At 67.6% G+C, this 18,699-nt stretch carries 18 protein-coding genes; 6 read left to right on the forward strand and 12 right to left on the reverse strand.

The features are described from left to right. Positions 1–96 precede the first annotated feature (96 nt). Positions 97–648: a hypothetical protein gene (locus tag GQ56_RS0119950; protein WP_031400297.1), complete on the forward strand. Its 552-nt coding sequence runs from the start codon at positions 97–99 to the stop codon at positions 646–648. Positions 649–1,306: 658 nt separating this feature from the next. Here GQ56_RS0119950 and GQ56_RS0119955 read toward each other — a convergent pair. The 5 genes from GQ56_RS0119955 to GQ56_RS0119975 all read right to left on the reverse strand — a co-directional run bounded on the left by GQ56_RS0119955 (position 1,307) and on the right by GQ56_RS0119975 (position 7,062). Next, the gene (locus GQ56_RS0119955; protein ID WP_031400298.1) at positions 1,307–3,664 is read right to left on the reverse strand and encodes a GNAT family N-acetyltransferase; all 2,358 of its coding nucleotides are present in this window, start codon (positions 3,662–3,664) and stop codon (positions 1,307–1,309) included. 605 nt (positions 3,665–4,269) lie between these two features. Then, on the reverse strand, positions 4,270–4,566 hold the full coding sequence (locus tag GQ56_RS0119960; RefSeq protein WP_031400299.1) for an H-NS histone family protein: 297 nt from the start codon (positions 4,564–4,566) through the stop codon (positions 4,270–4,272). Between the two features lie 101 nt (positions 4,567–4,667). Further along, positions 4,668–4,940: a hypothetical protein gene (locus GQ56_RS0119965; RefSeq protein WP_031400300.1), complete on the reverse strand. Its 273-nt coding sequence runs from the start codon at positions 4,938–4,940 to the stop codon at positions 4,668–4,670. A gap of 61 nt (positions 4,941–5,001) precedes the next feature. Beyond that, entirely contained in the window at positions 5,002–5,529 is a 528-nt protein-coding gene (locus tag GQ56_RS0119970; protein ID WP_031400301.1) for a BON domain-containing protein, read from the reverse strand. A gap of 54 nt (positions 5,530–5,583) precedes the next feature. Next, positions 5,584–7,062, reverse strand: coding sequence for a sigma-54 interaction domain-containing protein (locus tag GQ56_RS0119975; RefSeq protein ID WP_031400302.1), 1,479 nt, complete (start codon positions 7,060–7,062; stop codon positions 5,584–5,586). A gap of 316 nt (positions 7,063–7,378) precedes the next feature. Here GQ56_RS0119975 and GQ56_RS0119980 point away from each other — a divergent pair, with 316 nt between their 5' ends. Both GQ56_RS0119980 and GQ56_RS0119985 read left to right on the forward strand, forming a co-directional pair. Continuing rightward, the gene (locus tag GQ56_RS0119980; protein WP_031400303.1) at positions 7,379–8,782 is read left to right on the forward strand and encodes a GntP family permease; all 1,404 of its coding nucleotides are present in this window, start codon (positions 7,379–7,381) and stop codon (positions 8,780–8,782) included. Positions 8,783–9,064: 282 nt separating this feature from the next. After that, positions 9,065–9,328 carry a DUF4148 domain-containing protein gene (locus GQ56_RS0119985; protein ID WP_031400304.1) on the forward strand — a complete coding sequence of 88 codons (264 nt, stop codon included), beginning with the start codon at positions 9,065–9,067 and terminating at the stop codon, positions 9,326–9,328. A gap of 76 nt (positions 9,329–9,404) precedes the next feature. Here GQ56_RS0119985 and GQ56_RS0119990 read toward each other — a convergent pair whose 3' ends face one another. The 4 genes from GQ56_RS0119990 to GQ56_RS0120000 all read right to left on the reverse strand — a co-directional run bounded on the left by GQ56_RS0119990 (position 9,405) and on the right by GQ56_RS0120000 (position 12,343). Continuing rightward, on the reverse strand, positions 9,405–9,770 hold the full coding sequence (locus GQ56_RS0119990; RefSeq protein WP_031400305.1) for a 5-carboxymethyl-2-hydroxymuconate Delta-isomerase: 366 nt from the start codon (positions 9,768–9,770) through the stop codon (positions 9,405–9,407). A 73-nt stretch (positions 9,771–9,843) separates the two neighbouring features. After that, complete coding sequence (locus GQ56_RS0119995; RefSeq protein WP_031400306.1) at positions 9,844–11,439, reverse strand: thioredoxin family protein; 1,596 nt, start codon at positions 11,437–11,439, stop codon at positions 9,844–9,846. A 68-nt stretch (positions 11,440–11,507) separates the two neighbouring features. Next, on the reverse strand, positions 11,508–11,846 hold the full coding sequence (locus tag GQ56_RS44455) for a hypothetical protein (RefSeq protein ID WP_152601798.1): 339 nt from the start codon (positions 11,844–11,846) through the stop codon (positions 11,508–11,510). Continuing rightward, positions 11,843–12,343, reverse strand: a complete 501-nt coding sequence (locus tag GQ56_RS0120000) for a GNAT family N-acetyltransferase (RefSeq protein ID WP_031400307.1) — start codon at positions 12,341–12,343, stop codon at positions 11,843–11,845. Before GQ56_RS0120000 ends, GQ56_RS44455 begins: the two co-directional genes overlap by 4 nt. Here GQ56_RS0120000 and GQ56_RS44460 point away from each other — a divergent pair. The 3 genes from GQ56_RS44460 (at position 12,333) to GQ56_RS0120020 (ending at position 14,962) form a co-directional block, all read left to right on the forward strand. Beyond that, on the forward strand, positions 12,333–12,914 hold the full coding sequence (locus GQ56_RS44460; RefSeq protein WP_152601799.1) for a hypothetical protein: 582 nt from the start codon (positions 12,333–12,335) through the stop codon (positions 12,912–12,914). The genes GQ56_RS0120000 and GQ56_RS44460 overlap by 11 nt on opposite strands. A gap of 632 nt (positions 12,915–13,546) precedes the next feature. Next, positions 13,547–13,816: a hypothetical protein gene (locus GQ56_RS0120015; RefSeq protein WP_012493620.1), complete on the forward strand. Its 270-nt coding sequence runs from the start codon at positions 13,547–13,549 to the stop codon at positions 13,814–13,816. Positions 13,817–13,969: 153 nt separating this feature from the next. Continuing rightward, complete coding sequence (locus GQ56_RS0120020; RefSeq protein WP_031400309.1) at positions 13,970–14,962, forward strand: DedA family protein/thiosulfate sulfurtransferase GlpE; 993 nt, start codon at positions 13,970–13,972, stop codon at positions 14,960–14,962. Between the two features lie 54 nt (positions 14,963–15,016). Here GQ56_RS0120020 and GQ56_RS0120025 read toward each other — a convergent pair whose 3' ends face one another. The 3 genes from GQ56_RS0120025 to GQ56_RS0120035 form a co-directional block, all read right to left on the reverse strand. Further along, entirely contained in the window at positions 15,017–16,489 is a 1,473-nt protein-coding gene (locus tag GQ56_RS0120025) for an OprD family outer membrane porin (protein ID WP_031400310.1), read from the reverse strand. A 165-nt stretch (positions 16,490–16,654) separates the two neighbouring features. Beyond that, the gene (locus GQ56_RS0120030; RefSeq protein WP_031400311.1) at positions 16,655–17,674 is read right to left on the reverse strand and encodes an ABC transporter ATP-binding protein; all 1,020 of its coding nucleotides are present in this window, start codon (positions 17,672–17,674) and stop codon (positions 16,655–16,657) included. Beyond that, the gene (locus tag GQ56_RS0120035; RefSeq protein WP_031400312.1) at positions 17,671–18,663 is read right to left on the reverse strand and encodes an ABC transporter ATP-binding protein; all 993 of its coding nucleotides are present in this window, start codon (positions 18,661–18,663) and stop codon (positions 17,671–17,673) included. The genes GQ56_RS0120030 and GQ56_RS0120035 overlap by 4 nt, the downstream gene beginning before the upstream one ends. Positions 18,664–18,699: the final 36 nt, after the last annotated feature.

Raw genomic sequence — 18,699 nt, forward strand, 5'->3', positions numbered from 1 at the left:
CGGTCGCGTGCAACGCCGGTGCGACGCTCGGCGCTACGCTAGAATAGCGGCCCTCTCAAAAACAACGGCGGCCGGTTGTCGCGGCCGTCGTGTCCGATGGATGTCATGGCCAAACTTCTGAACGATCAAGAATTCCAGCGTTTCTCCGAACTTCAGCAGAAGCAGGCAAGCTTCACGATCACGCCCGAGGAGGCGGACGAGCTGCGCGACATCGTCGCGCGCGCGCAGAAAAAGCGCGACGACCGTGCCGCCGCGATGCAGGCGATCGAGAACTACATCGAGCAGTTCGACATCACGCCCGACGAACTCTTCTCGCCCGAGCAGATCGGGGACGCGGCCCGCACCTACGGGCTCATCACGGCGACCAAGAAGGAACGCACGCTGCCGCCGTCGATCACGTTCAACGGCAAGCCGTACCAGTGGACCAAGACGCTTCCGGACGACGTGCGCGGCGCGCTGTTCGACGCGTTCACGTCCGGCGAATCGGTCAAGCGCTTCATCGCGATGCCGAAGGACATTGCGCGCTGTGCGCTGACGATCGCCCGCCTCGAGCGCGAAACCGGCGCCGTCTACGCCGATCCGCACCTTGAGGAACTGGCTATTTCGCGCGACCAGGTGAACGACGCGGCGTCGAAACTCGCGGCCTGAACGCGATCGCGGGCACGGTTCATGCGTGCCCGCCCCCGTGTGCGATGCCGGCCCTGGCCGGCGCCGCACCTGCGGGAGCCATCCGCCCGGATGCTCCCGAAAAGCCTCACCTTGGCGTCCCGCAGGCTCTCACCAGTACCTCCCGAAAAAGCTCACCAAAGGCTCCCGGAGACACTCACCGAAGCCTCCCGAATGCCCTCACCGACGCTTCCCGCAACCGCTCACCCATGCTTCCCGGAAAGGCTCACCAGCGCCTCCCGCAGGTGCTCACCGGCTGCTCCCGGGAAGGCTCACCGAACGCTCCCGTATCGGCTCACCGCACCCTCTGGATAGCGCTCGCACGTGGCTCCCGAAAAATCTCACCTTTGTGACGATTGTGAATTTTCGGGAGGAACGAAGCGACGAATGTGTACGCACGCATCGAGCCGAACAGACGCGTAGTTCGTGTATCGCGCCATGCTGCACGCCTCCTCCGGTACCGCGAAAAACCGACTCGCTCCGTGTACAACAGGCGCCGGCACGTTGGTGTGCGCTTTGTTCCCTGTGCAACGCCCAAACGATCTGCATTCCTGATCGTTTGTGGTCGTCATCCGCCGTGCAGGCCGGAGACATCGGCGGGTTCGCGACGTCTGCCGCATGTTGCGACATGTGGCAGACGCTACGGCTGCAACTTCATCCTGAAGCCCACGACGCCGGGCTCCTCCGTCGTCGATACGGAAAAGCCGCATGCTTTCGCGAGCGAGATCATCGCCGAATTCTCGCGCAGCGCCTCGCCGATCATCCAAGCGGTTCCGCGTGAGCGCGCATAGTCGATGATGCGGGCCATCAGCAGCCGGCCCAGCCCCTTGCCCTTCTGATCGGGCCGCACCGCGATTGCGAATTCCGCCGTCTCGTTGTCGGGATCGGCCACCGCGCGCACCACCGCGAGCGTGTGGTCCCGCCCCGACACATCGGTAAACGACACGATGAAGGCCATCTCGCGGTCGTAGTCGATCTGCGTCATGCGCGCGACCTGCGAGTGATCGAAGCTGCGCACCGCGCCGAAGAAACGCATGCGCAGATCGTCCGGCGTCATCGCGCCGAGCAGTTCGTTGTGCGCGGCCTCGTCTTCCGGGCGGATCGGCCGGATCGTCACCGTCTCGCCGCGCCACTCGAGTGTCTGTTCCAGGTGCCGCGGATACGGCATGATCGCGAGCCGGCTGCGCCCCGCGGCCAGCGTGACGCGCGGCGCCATCACCTGTGCGCGGTCGGGCAGCACGCGCAGCGTGACCGACATCGCAACGACTTCGCGCACATCGCACACGACCTGCGACAGCGCGGTCAACGCGTCGAGCGTCGGCTCGACGGGTGTGCTGCGCGCATATGGCGAGCGCTCCATCACCGCGCGGGCGAGCACGGTGTTCAGCGGCGGCAGGCCGTAGACGACGAACGGCGCCGATACGCCGTCCGCGGGCGGCACGGCATACCGGAACACCGGGCCGAAGTTCGAATCGTCGTACATGTCGACCGTGACATCGACGACTTTCGTTCCGGCCGGCTCGACGGCCGGTTCGCCCTGCAACCCGAAATGCGACAGCCAGCGCAGTGCGGCTTCGCCGGTCAACTCGTGCTGGCCGGCCTCGACCATCCGGCGCGCGTCGGCCTGCGCGGAGGCCACGCATTCGGCCGGCTGCGGCGGCGTGCCCTCGGGGGTCTGCATCAGCAACTGCCGCCCGAGGTTGTAGTCGACGAGACGCGCATACGCGCGCGCGAGCCGCTGCGGCGTCGTGTGCACGGGAATGCCGTTCTCGTGCAGCGCATCGCGTGTCGCGGCGTCCACCGAACCGAAGAAGCACGCGAGGATGCCGCGATGCGCGTACTGCCGCGCTTCGATCAGCGTACGCGCAACCGCATCGGCCGGCGCGCTGTGCGAAGTCGAATGGACGACGAACAGCGTGCCCGTTTGCGGAAACGGCGCGAGCGCCTTGATCGCCGCGGCGAAGTGTTCGGGCCGGGCGTCGTCGCCGAGCGTCAGCGGATTGCCGGGCGCCGCGAGGTGCGGCAGCGCGGCCGATACGGCCGACGTGACCGCGGGCGACCAGTCGGCCAGCACGTCGCGAACTTCGGCGACCGCATCGACCGCGAGCTTCGCGACGCCCGCATCGCTCGTGACGAGCGTTGCCGCGCCGCGCGCCGTGACGCGGCCGACGCCGAGCGTCTCGATCTCGTCGAGCAGATCGTCCAGCGCATCGACACGCACCATCCCCGCGCGCTGGAATGCGGCCGTATAGAGCGCGTCGCCGGGATCCGCGCGACCGGTGCGCAATGCGAGCACCGGCTTGTTGCGCGCGGCCGCGCGCGCAGCCGACATGAACTTGCGTGCGGCGCGCACGGTATCGAGTTCGAGCAGGATCGCGCGTGTGCCGGGATCGCTCGCCAGATAGTCGAGCACGTCGCCCGCATCGACGTCGGACTCGCCGCCGAGCGCGACGACATGCGAAAAACCGAGACCGCGCGCGCCGGCCCAGCCGAGCACCGCGTTCGTCAGCGCGTTCGATTGCGACACCCACGCGACGCCGCCCGGGCGCGCCGTATAGGCCGGCGCGCCGAAATGCGCATGCCGCGCGGGCGACAGCACGCCCAGGCTGCCGGGCCCGACGATGCGCAGCACGAACGGCTTCGCCGCCTTCAACGTGCGGTCGAGCGCGGCGCGATCGGCCTCGGTGCGCGCGTCGCCGACGATCACCGCGACGCGCGTGCCGAGCTCGCCGAGCTTGCGCACGATACCGGCCCAGGTCGCGGGCGGCGTGCAGATCACGGCAACCGACGGCGGTGCGGGCAGCCGGTCGACATCGGCGACGACCGCATGCCCGTGCAGATCCCGATATTTCGGGTTGACGGGCCACACGGGCCCCGGGAACGCGCCGTCGAGCACGCGCGACCACACCATCGCACCGATACTGCCCGCACGCGACGACGCGCCGACGACCGCAACGGACTTGGGCTGGAACAACGCATCGAGATGGCGAACGGTCACATGGGCTCCCTGCGGTAACGAAAGACGGCCCGATCGGGATGCGGCACGGACAGGCCGTGCGCCGATCGGAGCGAACTCCAAGCATAGGCGAAGCGCATGCGGCTGCCTATATGCCGAACGGACGACTGTTCGACGAGCGTCAACGCTCGCACCATGGGCCTGCAACCTGCTTGCGGCCCGACATCGCCGCACGCCGACCAAGCACCTTCGCCAGGCGCGCACGGTGCAGCCAACATCGCGCAATTCAGCGCCCCTTTCCTCAAAGGTGAGGATTTACAGGAGCCATGGTGAGTATCTTCGGGAATTGCTCGACGTCACGCGCCGCCGCGCGAAAGGTGATGGACATCCGCGCGATGCGCGCACCGCGAGATTGGCAAATGCAAATGCGCACGTGCCGCGCAATTGCGTGGCTGTTTGCCGGAATTCGCCGCGATATGCCGTCGAATCGCGATGAATTCGCAGAACGGAATCCGCCGATTGCGCGGCGCATGACTTCGACGTGTCGGCAGCAATGGCGCGACGCATTCACAAAAACAAAACGGTGCGGCGGCCGAATGGCCGTTCGCACCGTCGGTCGACACGTGAAAGGTGAGAGTTTTCGGGAGTCAGTCCTTGATCAGGAAACGCTCGCGATTCTTGCCGAGCCATGTCGGCGATCGCCCGCGGCCACTCCAGGTTTCGCCCGTCTTCGGATTCAGGTATTTGGGCGGCAAGGTGCGCTTCGGCTTCGCGGCGGCGGCCGCCCCTGCCGGACGAAAACCGAGTTCTTCCGGCGTAATGTCGTATTCCTCGATTTTCGCTCGGATATCGGCAATCGCATCGGCAATCGTCTTCTCGCGTTCCTTGTCGATCTTTTGCTGAAGCCGTTCGAGCTGCACGGTCAGTTGCCTATAGGTCGCCATATCGAGGGGACTCCGTGAGTGTCATACGTGAAAAACAGCGGATTTTCAGCAAACAGAAAAACGCTTCCCGATGCGAGGCGCCTCAGCCGGTCATGACGGGATCAATAACCGCTTTTCTTCTTGCACGCGAAGAGAAGATTTCGTGTGGCGTCATCGCTCGACTGCTGAAGTACTTCGAAATCCCCGTTGCAGATCGCCCGGGCATTGTCCGTGCAATTGCTCCAGTCGCTGCCGGTGCACTGCACCTGCGTGGTCGGGCGCCCGTCCGAAGTGAACAGCGGCGCGCTGCCGCCGCACCCGCCGAGCCCCGCAACCAGCGCCAACATGACGGCCGCTCGAGGCCACCGACAGACCGAGGCAAGCATGTGTTTCATTGTTCTTCCCGTCAACCGTTTTTTGAATGTCGCGAGTATGCCATGTGCGGGCAGCCCGCCGTCAGTTCGGCGTGCGCCCGGGCTGCCCGCGCGCCTTGTAGGGCAAGCTCCGGCGCGGATCGTCGGTGATGCGAACGAACACCTGCTCGACGTCCGGCAGCGCCTCGAGCTCGCGTTGCAACGCCTGGCGATCGAACGCGGCATCGGCGCATCCTTCCACATAGATGAAACGCCGCTGTACGGTGATCCACAGGCTCGTGCCGCGCAGCCGGTCGGAGCCGGCGAAACGGGCCTTCGCGGCGTCGGCGATCGGTGCGTCGTACATATACGAGTTCGGCTTCGTGCAGCGGTGCGCGAGCCAGCAGGTGGTGCCGCGCTCGGCGCGGTAGTGCGCGTCGTCGGTCATCTCGGCCCGGGTCATCCATGGGCCAAGCGGCAACGGGCATTCGGCCACCTCCTGCGACAACGCGATGAACGGATCGTTGTACCAGTTGCGCCGCGCCTCCGGCGCGTCGGCGTCGCCGGACTGCGCGAACGCCGAGGTCGCCAGCAACATGGTCAGCCACCCCGCGACACCGATCCGCTTCATCCTGCACTCCTGTTCGATGCGTCGGCTATGGCCGCATCCACATTGCCGATCGGCCTACCGGTCGATTCCCAGCGCCGCCAGCTTCTTGTACAGCGTCGCGCGACCGATCCCGATGCGCGCGGCAGCTTCGACGACCTTGCCGCCGCAGGCCGCCAGCGCATCGGTCAGGTACTGGCGCTCCCACTCCGCCAGCGCGTCGGCATACGTAACGGCCGGCCCCCCGGATGCTTCGCCCGTACGCCGCTCGGCCGGCGCCACAGCCGCCCGCTGCACGGGCGACGCCCCGTCCGCCGATACGCGCACCGGCCCGAGGAAGGGCGCGAGCGCCCGCGCATCGATCACCGAGCGGTCCGACAGCATCAGTGCGCGCTCGAGCGTATTGCGCAATTCGCGCACGTTGCCCGGCCACGGATACGCGCACAGCATCCGCAGCGCATCGTCGGTCAGCTCGCAATGCGCGGCACGTCCGTGCTGGGCCGCCAATTCCTCGAGCGTCGCATAGACAAGCGCCGCGATGTCGGACGCCCGCTCGCGCAGCGGCGGCGCATGGATCGTCAGCACGTTCAGCCGGTAATAGAGATCCGCGCGAAATCGCCCGGCCGCCACCAGCGCCGGCAGGTCGGCCGACGTCGCGGCGATGATCCGGACGTCCGCGCGCACGATCCGGTTCGAGCCGACCGGCTCGAATTCCTTGTCCTGCAACACGCGCAGCAGCTTGCCCTGCAACGGCAGCGGCATGTCGCCGATCTCGTCGAGAAACAGCGTGCCGCGATCGGCCAGCTCGAACTTGCCGACGCGCCCCTTTCGGTCGGCGCCCGTGTATGCGCCGGGCGCCGCGCCGAAGAATTCGGTTTCGAGCAGCGTGTCGGGAATCGCGGCGACGTTGACGGTCACGAGCGGCTGGAGTGCACGTGCCGACGCCGCGTGGATCGCATGCGCGAGCAGTTCCTTGCCGGTGCCCGTCTCGCCGAGCAGCAGCACCGGCGAGTCGACCTGCGCGGCGCGGCGCGCCTGGCGCTTGGTTTCGAGGCTCGCGGCACTGGTGCCGACGAAGCTCGCGAACGTGTATTTCGCGCGGCGCGCCTGCGCGAGCGAACGCTGCGTCGCGATCAGTTGCTGCTGGAGCTGTGCGTAGCGGGAGAAGATCGGCGTGAGCGTCTTCAACTGGTCGAACAACGCAAACCCGATCGCGCCGACCGTCTCGCCGGCCTCGTTCTTCAGCGGCAGGCGCGTGACGACGAGCGGCTCGCGGCCCGTCTCCATGATATCGAGCAGGATCGGCTGCCCGGTCGACACGACTTCGCGCATCAGGCTGTTCGGAATCACGGCCTCGCAGTCGAGGCCGACGGCCTGCTGCGGGTCGGCAAAACCGAAACGCGCCGCATACCGCTCGTTCATCCACACGACGCGCGCGTCGCGATCGACAACCACCGTTCCCGCGCTCGAATCCTCGAAGGTCCTGAACAGCGACTCGGCGGCGCGCCGCAGCACATCGCCGTAATTGACCGGCAGGCGGGCCCAGTCATTCATCATCGTGTCGTCGTCTCCGTGTATCGTGGGCCGGCTGTCTCCGGATCGGGACGGATTATCTCATTCCGGAGACACCCCGCGATGCGTTGTCCGGGAAAGCCCTCCCCCCATTCACGGGCTTGCAGGGGGGCCATATCGTCTCCGCACAGAGACGTTTTATGTAGAATCGTCAGACATTGGCCGGCGCGGGCCCGCCGGTCACCGCCGGACCCATGTCCGGCGGCGCAATGCGGCCGATGGCACGAAACCTGCACGAACCTGAGCCGGTCCGCGGCGCATCGCGCGATCGAACAACAACCAAAGCCATTAGGAGACTCCCTTGTCTTTCGTGATCGTCCTCGCCGCGCTGGCGTTCCTGATGTTCGCCGCGTATCGCGGCTACAGCGTGATCCTGTTCGCGCCGATCGCCGCGCTCGGCGCGGTGCTCCTGACCGACCCCGCCGCCGTCGCCCCGGTCTTCTCCGGCATCTTCATGGAGAAGATGGTCGGCTTCGTCAAACTGTATTTCCCGGTGTTCATGCTCGGCGCGGTGTTCGGCAAGGTGATCGAGCTGTCCGGCTTCTCCGAGTCGATCGTCCATGCGGCAATCCGCTACATCGGCCGCTCGCGCGCGAATGCGGTGATCGTCGCGGTGTGCGCGCTGCTCACCTACGGCGGCGTGTCCCTGTTCGTCGTGGTGTTCGCGGTCTATCCGTTCGCGGCCGAACTCTATCGGCAAAGCAACATCCCGAAACGTCTGATGCCCGGCGCGATCGCGCTCGGCGCGTTCTCGTTCACGATGGATTCGCTGCCGGGCACCCCGCAGATCCAGAACATCATCCCGACTACGTTCTTCAAGACGACCGCCTGGGCCGCGCCCGCGCTCGGCACGATCGGCTCGCTGTTCATCATCGTCGTCGGCCTCACGTATCTCGAATGGCGCCGTCGTTCGGCCATGGCGAAGGGCGAAGGCTACGGCACGTCGCTCGTCAACGAGCCAGAGCGCGTCGAGGCGAAGTCGCTGCCGAATCCTGCACTCGCGATCCTGCCGCTGATCCTCGTCGGCGTGTCGAACTTCGCGTTCACGAAGCTGATTCCGCAGTGGTACGGCGCCGCGTCGTACACGGTCACGCCGGAAGTGCTGCCCGGCGTGCATGCGCCGGTCACGACGTCGATCAAGACGGTCGTCGCGATCTGGTCGGTCGAGGCCGCGCTGCTGCTCGGCATCGTGCTGGTTATCCTCACCGCGTTCAAGCGCGTCAGCGGGCGCTTCGCGGCCGGCTCGAAGGCCGCCGTCGCCGGTGCGCTGCTCGCCGCGATGAACACCGCGTCGGAATACGGCTTCGGCGGCGTGATTGCCGCACTGCCGGGTTTCCTCGTCGTCAGCGATGCACTGAAGAGCATTCCGAACCCGCTCGTCAACGCGGCCGTGTCGGTCAGCTCGCTCGCCGGCATCACGGGCTCGGCGTCGGGCGGCATGAGCATCGCGCTCGCCGCGATGTCCGACCTGTTCATCAAGGGTGCGCAGGCGGCCAATATCCCGCTGGACGTGCTGCACCGGGTCGTCGCGATGGCCAGCGGCGGCATGGACACGCTGCCGCACAACGGCGCGGTCATCACGCTGCTCGCCGTCACGGGCCTCACGCACCGCGAGTCGTACCGCGACATCTTCGCGGTCACGATCATCAAGACGCTTGCGGTGTTCTTCGTGATCGCGGTGTACTACACGACCGGGCTCGTGTAACACCCGCGGCGGCCCGGCTCCGGGCCGCCGCTGTCTGGCCCGCTGTCTGGCCTACTATCCCGCCCGCAGTCCGGCCGTATCGAAGCGGCCGGCATCCCGCACGACTCCTCCCCTTTTTCGCCGGCCGCCGTTCAACCCCATGCGCCCGCGCACCGATTGTTGTCCCCAGCAAAACACTACGTTGGCCGCTGCGGCATTTTTCGCGCGTCGGGCGAGGCCTACACTGCTTTCGACGGTCACCGTGTGCAATCGGCACCGTCGACAACATGGAGGTATCCGCTCATGAACCCGCTGATCCGCACGATCGCCCTCGCGGCCGCATTCGCCGCTCCCGTCGCCGCGCAGGCGCAAGCCAGCCAGCCGCTCACGCGTGCGCAAGTGCATGCCGAAGTGGCGGCGCTGAGGAAAGCCGGCTTCCAGCCGAGCGACTGGTTCTACCCCGCCAGCATCCAGGCCGCCGAGTCGAAGATCGCCCGGCAACAGGGCACGCCGCGAGCCGCGGGCGCTGGATACGGTAGCGGCGGCCCGTACTCGACGGGCCAGTAATCCGGTATCGAACGCGTGAGCCGCGCTCGCGCTGCGCGGCGTTCCCGGCTCGCGCAGCACGCGTCGATCGTCCCGCTCAGCGCGGCTCGATGCTGGCTTTCGCGTAGGAGCCGCGCTCCAGTTCCAGTATTTCCACGCACAGTTGCAGATGGGTGCCGGACGGCGCGACGACGTGCCGTGCCAGTTCCGCCAGCACCTGCTCCGAGAGTTCGCGCTTGACGTCGATCGACCGGCCGCTCAGCACCGCGAGCTTCGCATGAACGAACGCACGCGGCACCGGCGACGTGCCGACCGCAAAGGTGTCGAACCGCAGCGCGCGGCTCTTGATGTCGAGTTCGTCGAACTGGCCGGATGCGAACAGCGCGGCATTGAGTGCGCGCAGGGTCGCGCCGGCGTCGAACCCGTCGAGGTTCGCGGAATATTCGAGCGTCAGATGGGGCATGGTGTCGGTGGCCTCGTTGGTATCGGGAAAGCGCCGGCCGGCATCCCGAAAGCCCACGCAGCGCCACCGGATGCTATGCCTTGACCGGCTGGATCAGGCGTGCGCAGGCGCTTGCCTGCGGATCGCCGGCGGGCAGTTTCCCACAGATGCCGTCGAACTGCTTCGCGATCGACCTGACCGACGCATCGTGCGCGCCGGCGCTGCGCCAGCGGTTCAACTGCGTGACGACCTTGGTCAGCGCGCGCAGGTTCGCACCGTAGAACGCGTCCCGGGTCTTGTCCGCCTGGGCCAGCACGCTCGCCGCAATCCCTTCGATGCGCGCCGAATCGTCCGGTGCCAGCTCGACCGCATTCGCAAAATAGGTCGCGCCCCAGCGCAGCTTCGTCGCCGGCCCGCTCGCGGAGTCGTACGCCTTGCGATACCACTCGAGCGCCGCGGCCTTGTCACCACGCGCCTTCGCATTCGCGGCCAGCCCGGACATGAAGTAATACGGCGTGGACGAGCGCGGCAACTCGGCCTTCAGCAACGCATCCGACTCGTCGTACAGCCCGGCGTCGGTGAGCGTGTCCGCGCCCTCGCTGACGAGCGCCTGGCGCTCGTATGCATTCGCGGCCCCCTGCACCGATGCGGCAATCTGCCTGCGCACGGTATCGGCCAGCGCCGGTGCGGCCGGCGGCGCGCCCTTGCGCGCGTCGCCGCCCGCGAGCAGCACGCGGCCATGCAGCGCCATCAGCCGGTCGATCGACGACAGCGTGGCGTCGGTCGACAGGCGCGCGAGCGCCGTGTCGTATGCGCCGCGCAGTTTCGCGCGCTGCGCGTCGTCGCCGCCGAGATACGCGACCACGCGTGCGGGCGCCGCGACCAGCACGTCCGAATCGGCCCGCGACAGCACGGGGTCCTGCAGCACCGTACGGAGCGAATCGGCGAGCGTCGCCTTGTCGAGCGCGCCGGCCTGAGCCGGATCGTCGGACGCGGCAACCACGGCCGACTTCAGCGCGAACCTCGCCGCATCGGCCCTGGCGCCGGCCGCCCGCGCGCGTTGCGCGAGCGACTGCAGCGTCACGGCGACGCGATCGGCCGGCACCGGCAGCGCACCGTCGGTATCCCACGAATAGTCGGCCAGCAGGCGCCATTCGTCCGGCGTCAGCGACGCGCCGTTCTTCAGCGCCGTCGCGAGCGTCTGCCGCACCGGATGCGCGGCGGTCATCCCGAGCGACAGCGCCTGCATGTAGCGATCGAGATCGGCTTCGCCCGGCAGCCGGGTCACTTCGGTGCCGTCGGGGCGGAACAGGATCATCGTCGGATAGCCGTGCACCTTGAAACGCTCGCCGAGCTTCTGCGCGCTTTCCGTATCGCCGTCGAGATACACGGGCACGAAGAACGACGAGCGGGTCTTGAATGCCTGCTGGCTGAAGATCGTCGACTTCACCTGGTTGCACGACGGGCACCACACCGCCCCCCAGTAGAGAAGCAGCGGCTTGCCGGTGCGCTTCGCCAACGCGAAGGCGGCGTCGACGTCGCCGTGCTGCCACGCGATGCCGGGCGGCAGATGCGCGCCGTCGGACGATGCGCTCGCCGCCGGGGCGCCGGCCGGCGTGGCAGCGGCAAACGCCGCACCCGCGGCGGCGAACAGGCAGGCGGCAGTCAGATTCCGTAGAGCGGTTTTCATCGAAGCGGGTTCCGTTGAGAGAGACGGTTACGGGAAGATGCGATGCGCGCCGGGTCGGGCCGGGCGGGTCATCGCGCCCCGGGCATCGTGCAACTGCGGATTCGCGCGCGAAGCGACGAGGATGACGGTGAAGCGATGCAACGCATCGACATGCGGCGCAGGCCGCGAGACGGCTGCACGTTGCGCTCGGCCTTCGGCACGACAGCCAGGCGAACACCGGCCGAAGCGGCCGGCAAATCTTTTAACGATACGATCGGCGCGGCCGGCAGGAAACGAACGAATTCTCGAATCGATATGACGCGCGGCAGCACGGCCGCATACGCGGCGGCGCAAGCATCGACATGACGGCCGCGACGACGTGCAACCGTGGCGACAGGCGCCTCGGGTCGCAACATGCGTGCCGTCATGGCCGCCCCTTGATCCGCGCCATGTGATACACCGACACGAGTACGCCGTCGCGCAACGCGAAATCCGGCGATTCGCCTTCGATCCGGAAGCCGTGCTTCTCATAGAGCGCGATCGCCGCGCGGTTGTCGACGAACACGCTCAGCTCGAGACGCGTGACGCCCCACCAGTTCTCGGCAAGATCGATCGCGGCCGCGAGCAGCCGGCTGCCGATGCCGCGCCCGTGACAGGCCGCGTCGACCATCATGCCGAACCACGCCACGTGACGCCGGCGCGGATTCGGCTCGGAATGCAGGCCGAGATGGCCGACCACCGTGCCGTCGATTTCGGCGACGAGACTCGTGCCGTGCTCGCGCACACCGTCGAGCCGCTTCTGCCATTTCTCGAACGACGGGAACGGATGCTGCAACGTATTCATGTAGACCGCGGGATGCGCGGCGATTTGCCGGATCGCGTCGACGTCGTGCGTCTCGCTGTGCCGGATCCTGATGTCGGTCATGGGTGGGCCGGTTCCTGAAAGTCGCGCCCTCGGCGCAGACTGCGCCTATGCGCAGCAACGTGTCGAGCTTAGCCGATTTCACGCATTCGAAACACGGGCATCGTGCCGTCATGCGATGCCGTTGCTCCCGCAACGACATGCGGTCGCGCCACGTCGCCAGGCTCCGGAAAATCCTGCCGGTTCCGTGTATGGCGATCGGTTGTTCCGCCGCTTCCGTCACGCGTCGCTCTCATTCGCATCGTTGCGTACGCAACACGCGGGTAACACGCAATGCCGTGTCTTCATCGGCATCCGTATCGACTTCGCGAAGAAACCGCCGGCGTTCGACACGAGGGACGATCCCGTTCGCCTGCCGGAGAACCCCGCATCGAAGATGACCGCGTCCGCGTTCGTCGACATTCCGAACAGTGTCGCCCGCGGCACGACCCGAAGGAAGCGCCGGGCGCGCGACCCGGCTTCGTTGAAAGCGGCGGCGGTGCGCCCCCCCGGCAATCAATCGTGCATCAGCACGTCGAACAACAGCGACCCATGCACGGATCGCCGAAAGGATGTCTACGGCCGGCCTGAATAAAGGCCGAGGCTGACCGCATGGCCGCTCGACTGCGACGGGAACGACGGCTTCGTCGACCACGTGCCGCCGTCCAACACCGGCGGCACGCGCACTGGCGGCCACCAACTTCGCCATGGAAAGCCACGACCTCATGCCGGCCACGTCGAGCCGTCGACGACCGGCAACCGACGGCCATCCATCCGCCCCGAGCCAGCACACGCCGACAACAGCGGTAAATATGACCTGCAGGCACCAGTACCGGGCCTGAACCGCCATCGCCGCCGCTTCGCCCGCGATCCGGGCCGCGCGGCCGCTACCTGCCGTCCCATCCGGCACTCCGCCTCGCCCCCGCGCGCCAAAGCGGCCACCTCCACCCCCCCCGGCGGCTACCCGACCGCGGCGGCAGTACGGGTCGCTTCACGGTGACGCCGACGCGGCCCAACGGGCCACCGCCACCACGGCCGCGACTGTGCCCGATCCGGCCGAGACGCCCGCCCGGCGGGGGTCAAACATCAGAAGGATAGGTGGTTCAGCCCTCATTTCACCCCACGAAAATGCTCCGTCTTGCGGCCCGTTCGCGTTAAACTGCGTCAAGCTGTATTCAACAAAGACACCTTCGCCATTACGGCATCCACGACACGAGGATAGGTTCGATGCGCACTACCGGCTCATCCGGGGCAATGACCCTGCTCACCGAACACGACCCGGCCGACGGCCGCGAACTGCGCTCGCTCCGGCTCGAAGCGACCGGCGACGGCAAGAGCGTGCTGCTGATCGAGATCGACGAACGCAAGCCCGGCATTCACCGCGAAGTCCGCTACGAGATCACGCCGGCCGAACTGATCGCCGCGATCCGCTCGCACGGCGCCGAGCTGCCGGGCGAAAACCACGGCGCCGCGTCGCTCGCCCGCACTCCTTCATGATGCCGAACGGTGAGCCGCGCAGCGCGCGCCGGCTCACCGACATCCCCCTGCCGCCGTCAGGCGCTTTCCAACATTCCCGCCGTTGTCTTGAAAAAGGCCGATAATCGGCCCATCTGCATTTCCCCCTACGCTTTTCCCTTTCGGTCGCCTGTCATGCTCCGTGACCTCGTTGCCCAGTACGGGCCGCTTCTCGTCTTCGCCAACGTGCTCGCGGCGGCCATCGGCCTGCCGGTGCCCGCGATGCCGACGCTCGTGCTGTTCGGCGCGATGTCGGCGATGCACCCGGCGATGATCGGCTCGCAGCTCGTGACGGTGGTGGCGTTGTCGGTGCTCGGCGCGCTGATCGGCGATACCGTCTGGTACGTCGCCGGGCGGCGCTACGGCGGCACGACGCTGAAGACGATCTGCCGGCTGTCGCTGTCGCGCGATACCTGCGTGAGAAAGACCGAGCGCTTCTTCGGCCGCTACGGCGTGCGCGTGCTCGCGGTCGCGCGCTTCATTCCCGGGTTGTCGCTCGTGTCGGTGCCGATGGCCGGCGCGCTCGGCACGCGCTATCGCACGTTCGCCGGCTACGACGCGCTCGGCGCCGCGCTGTGGACGATCGTCGGCCTGGTGGCCGGGCTCGTGTTCTACCGGCAGATCGACTGGCTGTTTGCCGGCGCGAGCCGCCTCGGCCGCGCGGTGCTGCTGGTCATCGTCGCGCTGCTGGCCGTCTACGCGGCGATCCGCTGGATGCGCCGCCGCGCGCTGATCCGCCAGCTCGCCAACGCGCGGATCGGCGTCGACGAACTCGACCAACTGCTGCGCGACTCGGCCGCGCCGGTCGTGCTCGACGTACGCTCGCCCGAACATCGCAAGCTCGACCCGTTCGCGATTCCCGGCGCGCAATTCGCCGACGAGCGGCGGATCGGCGACATCGTCGCGCGCTATCCGCTCACGCAGAAGTTCGTCGTGTATTGCTCGTGCCCGAACGAAGTGACGGCCGCCCTGATGGCGAAGCGCCTGCTCGACGCAGGCTTCACCGACGCGCTCGCGCTGCGCGGCGGCCTCGACGCGTGGCGCGATACGGGCCGCCAGCTCACGTCGCTCGTGGAAGACATGCCGGCCGCGAACGATCCGGTCGCGGGGCTGCACCGGCCGGCCTGATCGCCGCGATCGAAGGCCGGCCGCACCGTGCGGGGGCGCATGCGCCCCCTTCGATCAGAACGCGTGCAACGGCACGTTCACGACCAGGCGGCACTCGCGGTTCGTCGCGTCCGAGTAGTGCGCCGAACCGTTGTGCCACATCGCGATGAACGTGACCTTCGTGTCCTTCAGCTTGCCGCTCTGGAACGTGTACGACGGGATGAAGCCGAACTCGTGGTGACGGCCCTGCACCGGCGCGCCGTTGCTCCAGTAGATGCTCGACTTGGTCGGGTCGTTCGCCGCGCCCACGCTGGCGTCCGCACCCCAGCCCGTCACGCCCCAGAACATCGCCTTGAAGCCCGGCAGGCCGGCTTCCTTGCCGTAGAACGTGTAACGCAGCTGCAGCGACTTTTCGTGCGGCGCGTTGTAGTCGACGTCCATCGAGTTGGTCAGGAAGATGCCGTTCGTTTCGTTCAGGTAGTCGAAGAACTGGTCGCCGAGCACCTGCTGGAAGCCGAGCAGCAGCTCGTGCGGGCCATGCTGCGCGGCCAGCGACAGGCTGTACGCGTTGTTGTTGATCTTGCCTTGCAGCGCATCGCCCGTGTCGTGCGTCGAGTAGACGTTGCCGAAGCCCGTCCACTTGATCGTCTGCGGGCTGCCGATGCTGTGCTTCACCGACGCGTAGTACTGGCGCCACACGTCGTCGGCCTGGTTCGCGTACAGCGCGACTTCGCCGTTCGGCGAGTAGTCCCACGTACCGCCGACGTACGTCAGCCGGTTGATACGCGTGCCGCCGTACTGCGTCGTCAGGTTGGTGAGCGTCGTGTGACCGCGTGCGTCGGTCTTCGTGAAGCTGCCGGCCTCGAGCATCACGTTCTTGAATTCGTTGCTGACGACCGTCGTGCCGAGGAACGTCGGCGGCAGCGCGCGGTTGTCGTGCTGCTCCATGAACGGGTTGTCGACGGCCTGCAGACCGTACTTGAACACCGTGTTCGAGATGCGCGCCTTGATGTCGTAGATGCCCGGGTAGGCCCATGCGAGCTGGTTGCCGCCGCCGCCGCCCTTCGCGATGTGCACCATGCTGCCGGCGCCTTCGCCGCCGTCGAGCTTCAGTGCCGCGTACAGCGATGCGTCGAAACCGATACCGACCAGGCCGGTCGTATAGCCCGACTCGAAGTTTGCCATCGCGCCCTGGACCCACGCGTGGCGATGCGGCCCGCCCTTGCTGTCGAGCACGTCCGAATAGTTGCGGAACAGGAAGTCGAGGTGGCTGTCGGCGATGAAGCCCTTCGACTTCGACTGGGCCGACGGCTCGTCGGGCGGCGTGACGGCCTGGGTTGCTTCGGCGTTGACAATGGCGTTCGGGGTCGTTGCCTGCGCAACGGTCGTGCCCGTGCCGGCGGCAGGGGCAGCCTGCGCGACCGTCAGCGGTGCGGGAGCCGCGTCGTCGGCGCGCGCGACGCCCGTCAGCGACACGCCGGCGAGCGCCGGCAGCCCCCATGCAAGCAGCATCTTCGATGCCGTCCCGATCGTCTTCTGCTTTTTCATCTTGATTCTCGTCTTGTGTTGATATCGTCCGCGCCGGTTGCGATCCGCTCCCGGCCCCCCGGCGTGCCCGGCTAAAGGCACGCCTGTACCCGCGGCGCGAAGATCATTCGCGCCGGACCTGCCCCTGTTGACCTACCTTGCTTATGTTTGCTGCGTCACTTCACGTCACGCCGCGCCCGCGCGAATGCATGCGACACGCGCTGCCGAGCCCTGCCGAACTTCCGGCAGCGGCACGTCGCGCGCGCAGGCGTCGATCGCAACCGGGCAACGCGTGCGGAACGCGCAGCCCGACGGCGGATTGAGCGGCGAGGGCATCTCGCCCGCCAGCAGCATCGGACGGCGAGCACGCTCGCGCGCCGGCTCCGGCGTCGGCGCCGCATCGAGCAGCGCCTTCGTGTACGGGTGCTGCGGCACGCCGTACACGTCATGCCGCGTGCCGAACTCCATCACGCGGCCGAGATACATCACGAGCACGCGCTGGCTGATCGCCTTGACCACCGCCAGATCGTGCGCGACGAACAGATAGGACAACGACAGTTCGCGTTGCAGGTCGCGCAGCAGGTTCACGATCTGCGCCTGGATCGACACGTCGAGCGCCGAAACCGGTTCGTCGCAGATCACCAGCTTCGGCTCGCCGATCAGCGCGCGGGCAATGCCGACGCGCTGGCACTGCCCGCCGGAAAACTCGTGGGGATAACGCAGCAGGTGATGCGCATTCAGGCCGACGCGTTCGAGCATCGTGACCACGCGGCGACGCACTTCGGCGCGGCCGAGGCTGGCCTGGTGCGTGACGAGCGGCTCGGCGACGACCTGTTCGATCGTCATGCGCGGATCGAGCGACGCGAGCGGATCCTGGAAGATCATCTGCACTTCGCGCCGCATCGCGGTACCGCGCAGGTGATCGGTCGTCACGGCGTCGCCGCGCCATTTCACCGTGCCCGCCGTCATCGGCACGAGGCCGATCAGCGCACGCGCGAGCGTCGACTTGCCGCAGCCCGATTCGCCGACGAGCCCGACCGTCTCGCCGCGCTTCACGTCGAACGACACGCCGTCAACCGCACGCAGCGTACCCTTCGGCGACCACGGATAGCCGCCGAGCGGCACGCGGAAATGCACTTTCAGACCCTCGACGGACAGCAGCGTGTCGTCCGTCGCGCCGGCATTGCGGCGTTCATCGACGCTCATCGCAGACCTCCCGTCAGATCGGCCACGGGCCGGTGGCATGCGCGCACCGCGCCCACGGCGCCATAGGTTTCGAGCGCCGGACGCGCGGCGTCGCAGCGTTCTTCCGCATACGTGCAGCGCTTGGCGAACGCGCAGCCGGCCGGCGCGGTGCCGGGCATCGGCGGATTGCCGGGAATCGCGACGAGCGGCGCGTCGTCCGCGTCGGTCAGGCGCGGCAGTGCGTTGAGCAGGCCGATCGTGTACGGATGCGACGGCGCCGCGAAGATCGAGTCCGCCGGCGCGTACTCGACGGTGCGGCCCGCATACATGACCATCACGTCGTCCGCCAGGCCCGCGACCACGCCCATGTCGTGCGTGATCAGCACGATCGCGGTGCCGCGCTCGCGGTTCAGCTCCCGCAGCAGGTCGATGATCTGCGCCTGCACGGTCACGTCGAGCGCGGTGGTCGGTTCGTCGGCGATCAGGATTTCCGGCTCGGACAGCAGCGCCATCGCGATCATCACGCGCTGGCGCATGCCGCCGGAGAACTCGTGCGGATACATGCGGATGCGGCGCGCCGCATCGGGAATGCGCACCGATTCGAGCGCCTCGATCGCGCGCCGGGTCGCGTCCTTGCGCGACAGCTTGCGATGCAGCTGCAGCGTCTCCGTCATCTGCCGCTCGATCGTCAGGAACGGATTGAGGGACGTCATCGGGTCCTGGAAGATCATCGCGATCCGGTCGCCGCGCACCTTGTTCAGCGCGCGCGTATCCATGGCGAGCAGGTTGTCGCCGCGGTAGCGCGCGGCGCCGCTCGTCGTGCCGTTGCCGGCCAGCAGGCCGAGCAGCGCCATCACGGTCTGGCTCTTGCCCGAGCCCGACTCGCCGACGATGCCGAGCGTCTTGCCGGCCTCGAGCGAGAACGACACGCCGCTCACGGCGTCGACCGGCGGCGCGTCCTTGCGCGTGAAGCGCACGCCGAGGTTGTCCACTTCGAGCAGTGCGGTCATGTCAGCCTCCGCCTAGCCGCTGCGCACTTCGATGGA

It is taken from the genome of Burkholderia paludis (assembly GCF_000732615.1).
In the GTDB taxonomy this organism is placed as follows: domain Bacteria; phylum Pseudomonadota; class Gammaproteobacteria; order Burkholderiales; family Burkholderiaceae; genus Burkholderia; species Burkholderia paludis.

Bases quoted from the DNA above. Each gene is read 5' to 3' on its own strand.
- GQ56_RS0119950 (WP_031400297.1), top strand. From the start codon at position 97: ATGGATGTCATGGCCAAACTTCTGAACGATCAAGAATTCCAGCGTTTC.
- GQ56_RS0119960 (WP_031400299.1), bottom strand. From the start codon at position 4,566: ATGGCGACCTATAGGCAACTGACCGTGCAGCTCGAACGGCTTCAGCAA.
- GQ56_RS0119965 (WP_031400300.1), bottom strand. From the start codon at position 4,940: ATGAAACACATGCTTGCCTCGGTCTGTCGGTGGCCTCGAGCGGCCGTC.
- GQ56_RS0119970 (WP_031400301.1), bottom strand. From the start codon at position 5,529: ATGAAGCGGATCGGTGTCGCGGGGTGGCTGACCATGTTGCTGGCGACC.
- GQ56_RS0119975 (WP_031400302.1), bottom strand. From the start codon at position 7,062: ATGATGAATGACTGGGCCCGCCTGCCGGTCAATTACGGCGATGTGCTG.
- GQ56_RS0119985 (WP_031400304.1), top strand. From the start codon at position 9,065: ATGAACCCGCTGATCCGCACGATCGCCCTCGCGGCCGCATTCGCCGCT.
- GQ56_RS0119990 (WP_031400305.1), bottom strand. From the start codon at position 9,770: ATGCCCCATCTGACGCTCGAATATTCCGCGAACCTCGACGGGTTCGAC.
- GQ56_RS0119995 (WP_031400306.1), bottom strand. From the start codon at position 11,439: ATGAAAACCGCTCTACGGAATCTGACTGCCGCCTGCCTGTTCGCCGCC.
- GQ56_RS44455 (WP_152601798.1), bottom strand. From the start codon at position 11,846: ATGACGGCACGCATGTTGCGACCCGAGGCGCCTGTCGCCACGGTTGCA.
- GQ56_RS44460 (WP_152601799.1), top strand. From the start codon at position 12,333: ATGTCGGTCATGGGTGGGCCGGTTCCTGAAAGTCGCGCCCTCGGCGCA.
- GQ56_RS0120000 (WP_031400307.1), bottom strand. From the start codon at position 12,343: ATGACCGACATCAGGATCCGGCACAGCGAGACGCACGACGTCGACGCG.
- GQ56_RS0120015 (WP_012493620.1), top strand. From the start codon at position 13,547: ATGCGCACTACCGGCTCATCCGGGGCAATGACCCTGCTCACCGAACAC.
- GQ56_RS0120020 (WP_031400309.1), top strand. From the start codon at position 13,970: ATGCTCCGTGACCTCGTTGCCCAGTACGGGCCGCTTCTCGTCTTCGCC.
- GQ56_RS0120025 (WP_031400310.1), bottom strand. From the start codon at position 16,489: ATGAAAAAGCAGAAGACGATCGGGACGGCATCGAAGATGCTGCTTGCA.
- GQ56_RS0120030 (WP_031400311.1), bottom strand. From the start codon at position 17,674: ATGAGCGTCGATGAACGCCGCAATGCCGGCGCGACGGACGACACGCTG.
- GQ56_RS0120035 (WP_031400312.1), bottom strand. From the start codon at position 18,663: ATGACCGCACTGCTCGAAGTGGACAACCTCGGCGTGCGCTTCACGCGC.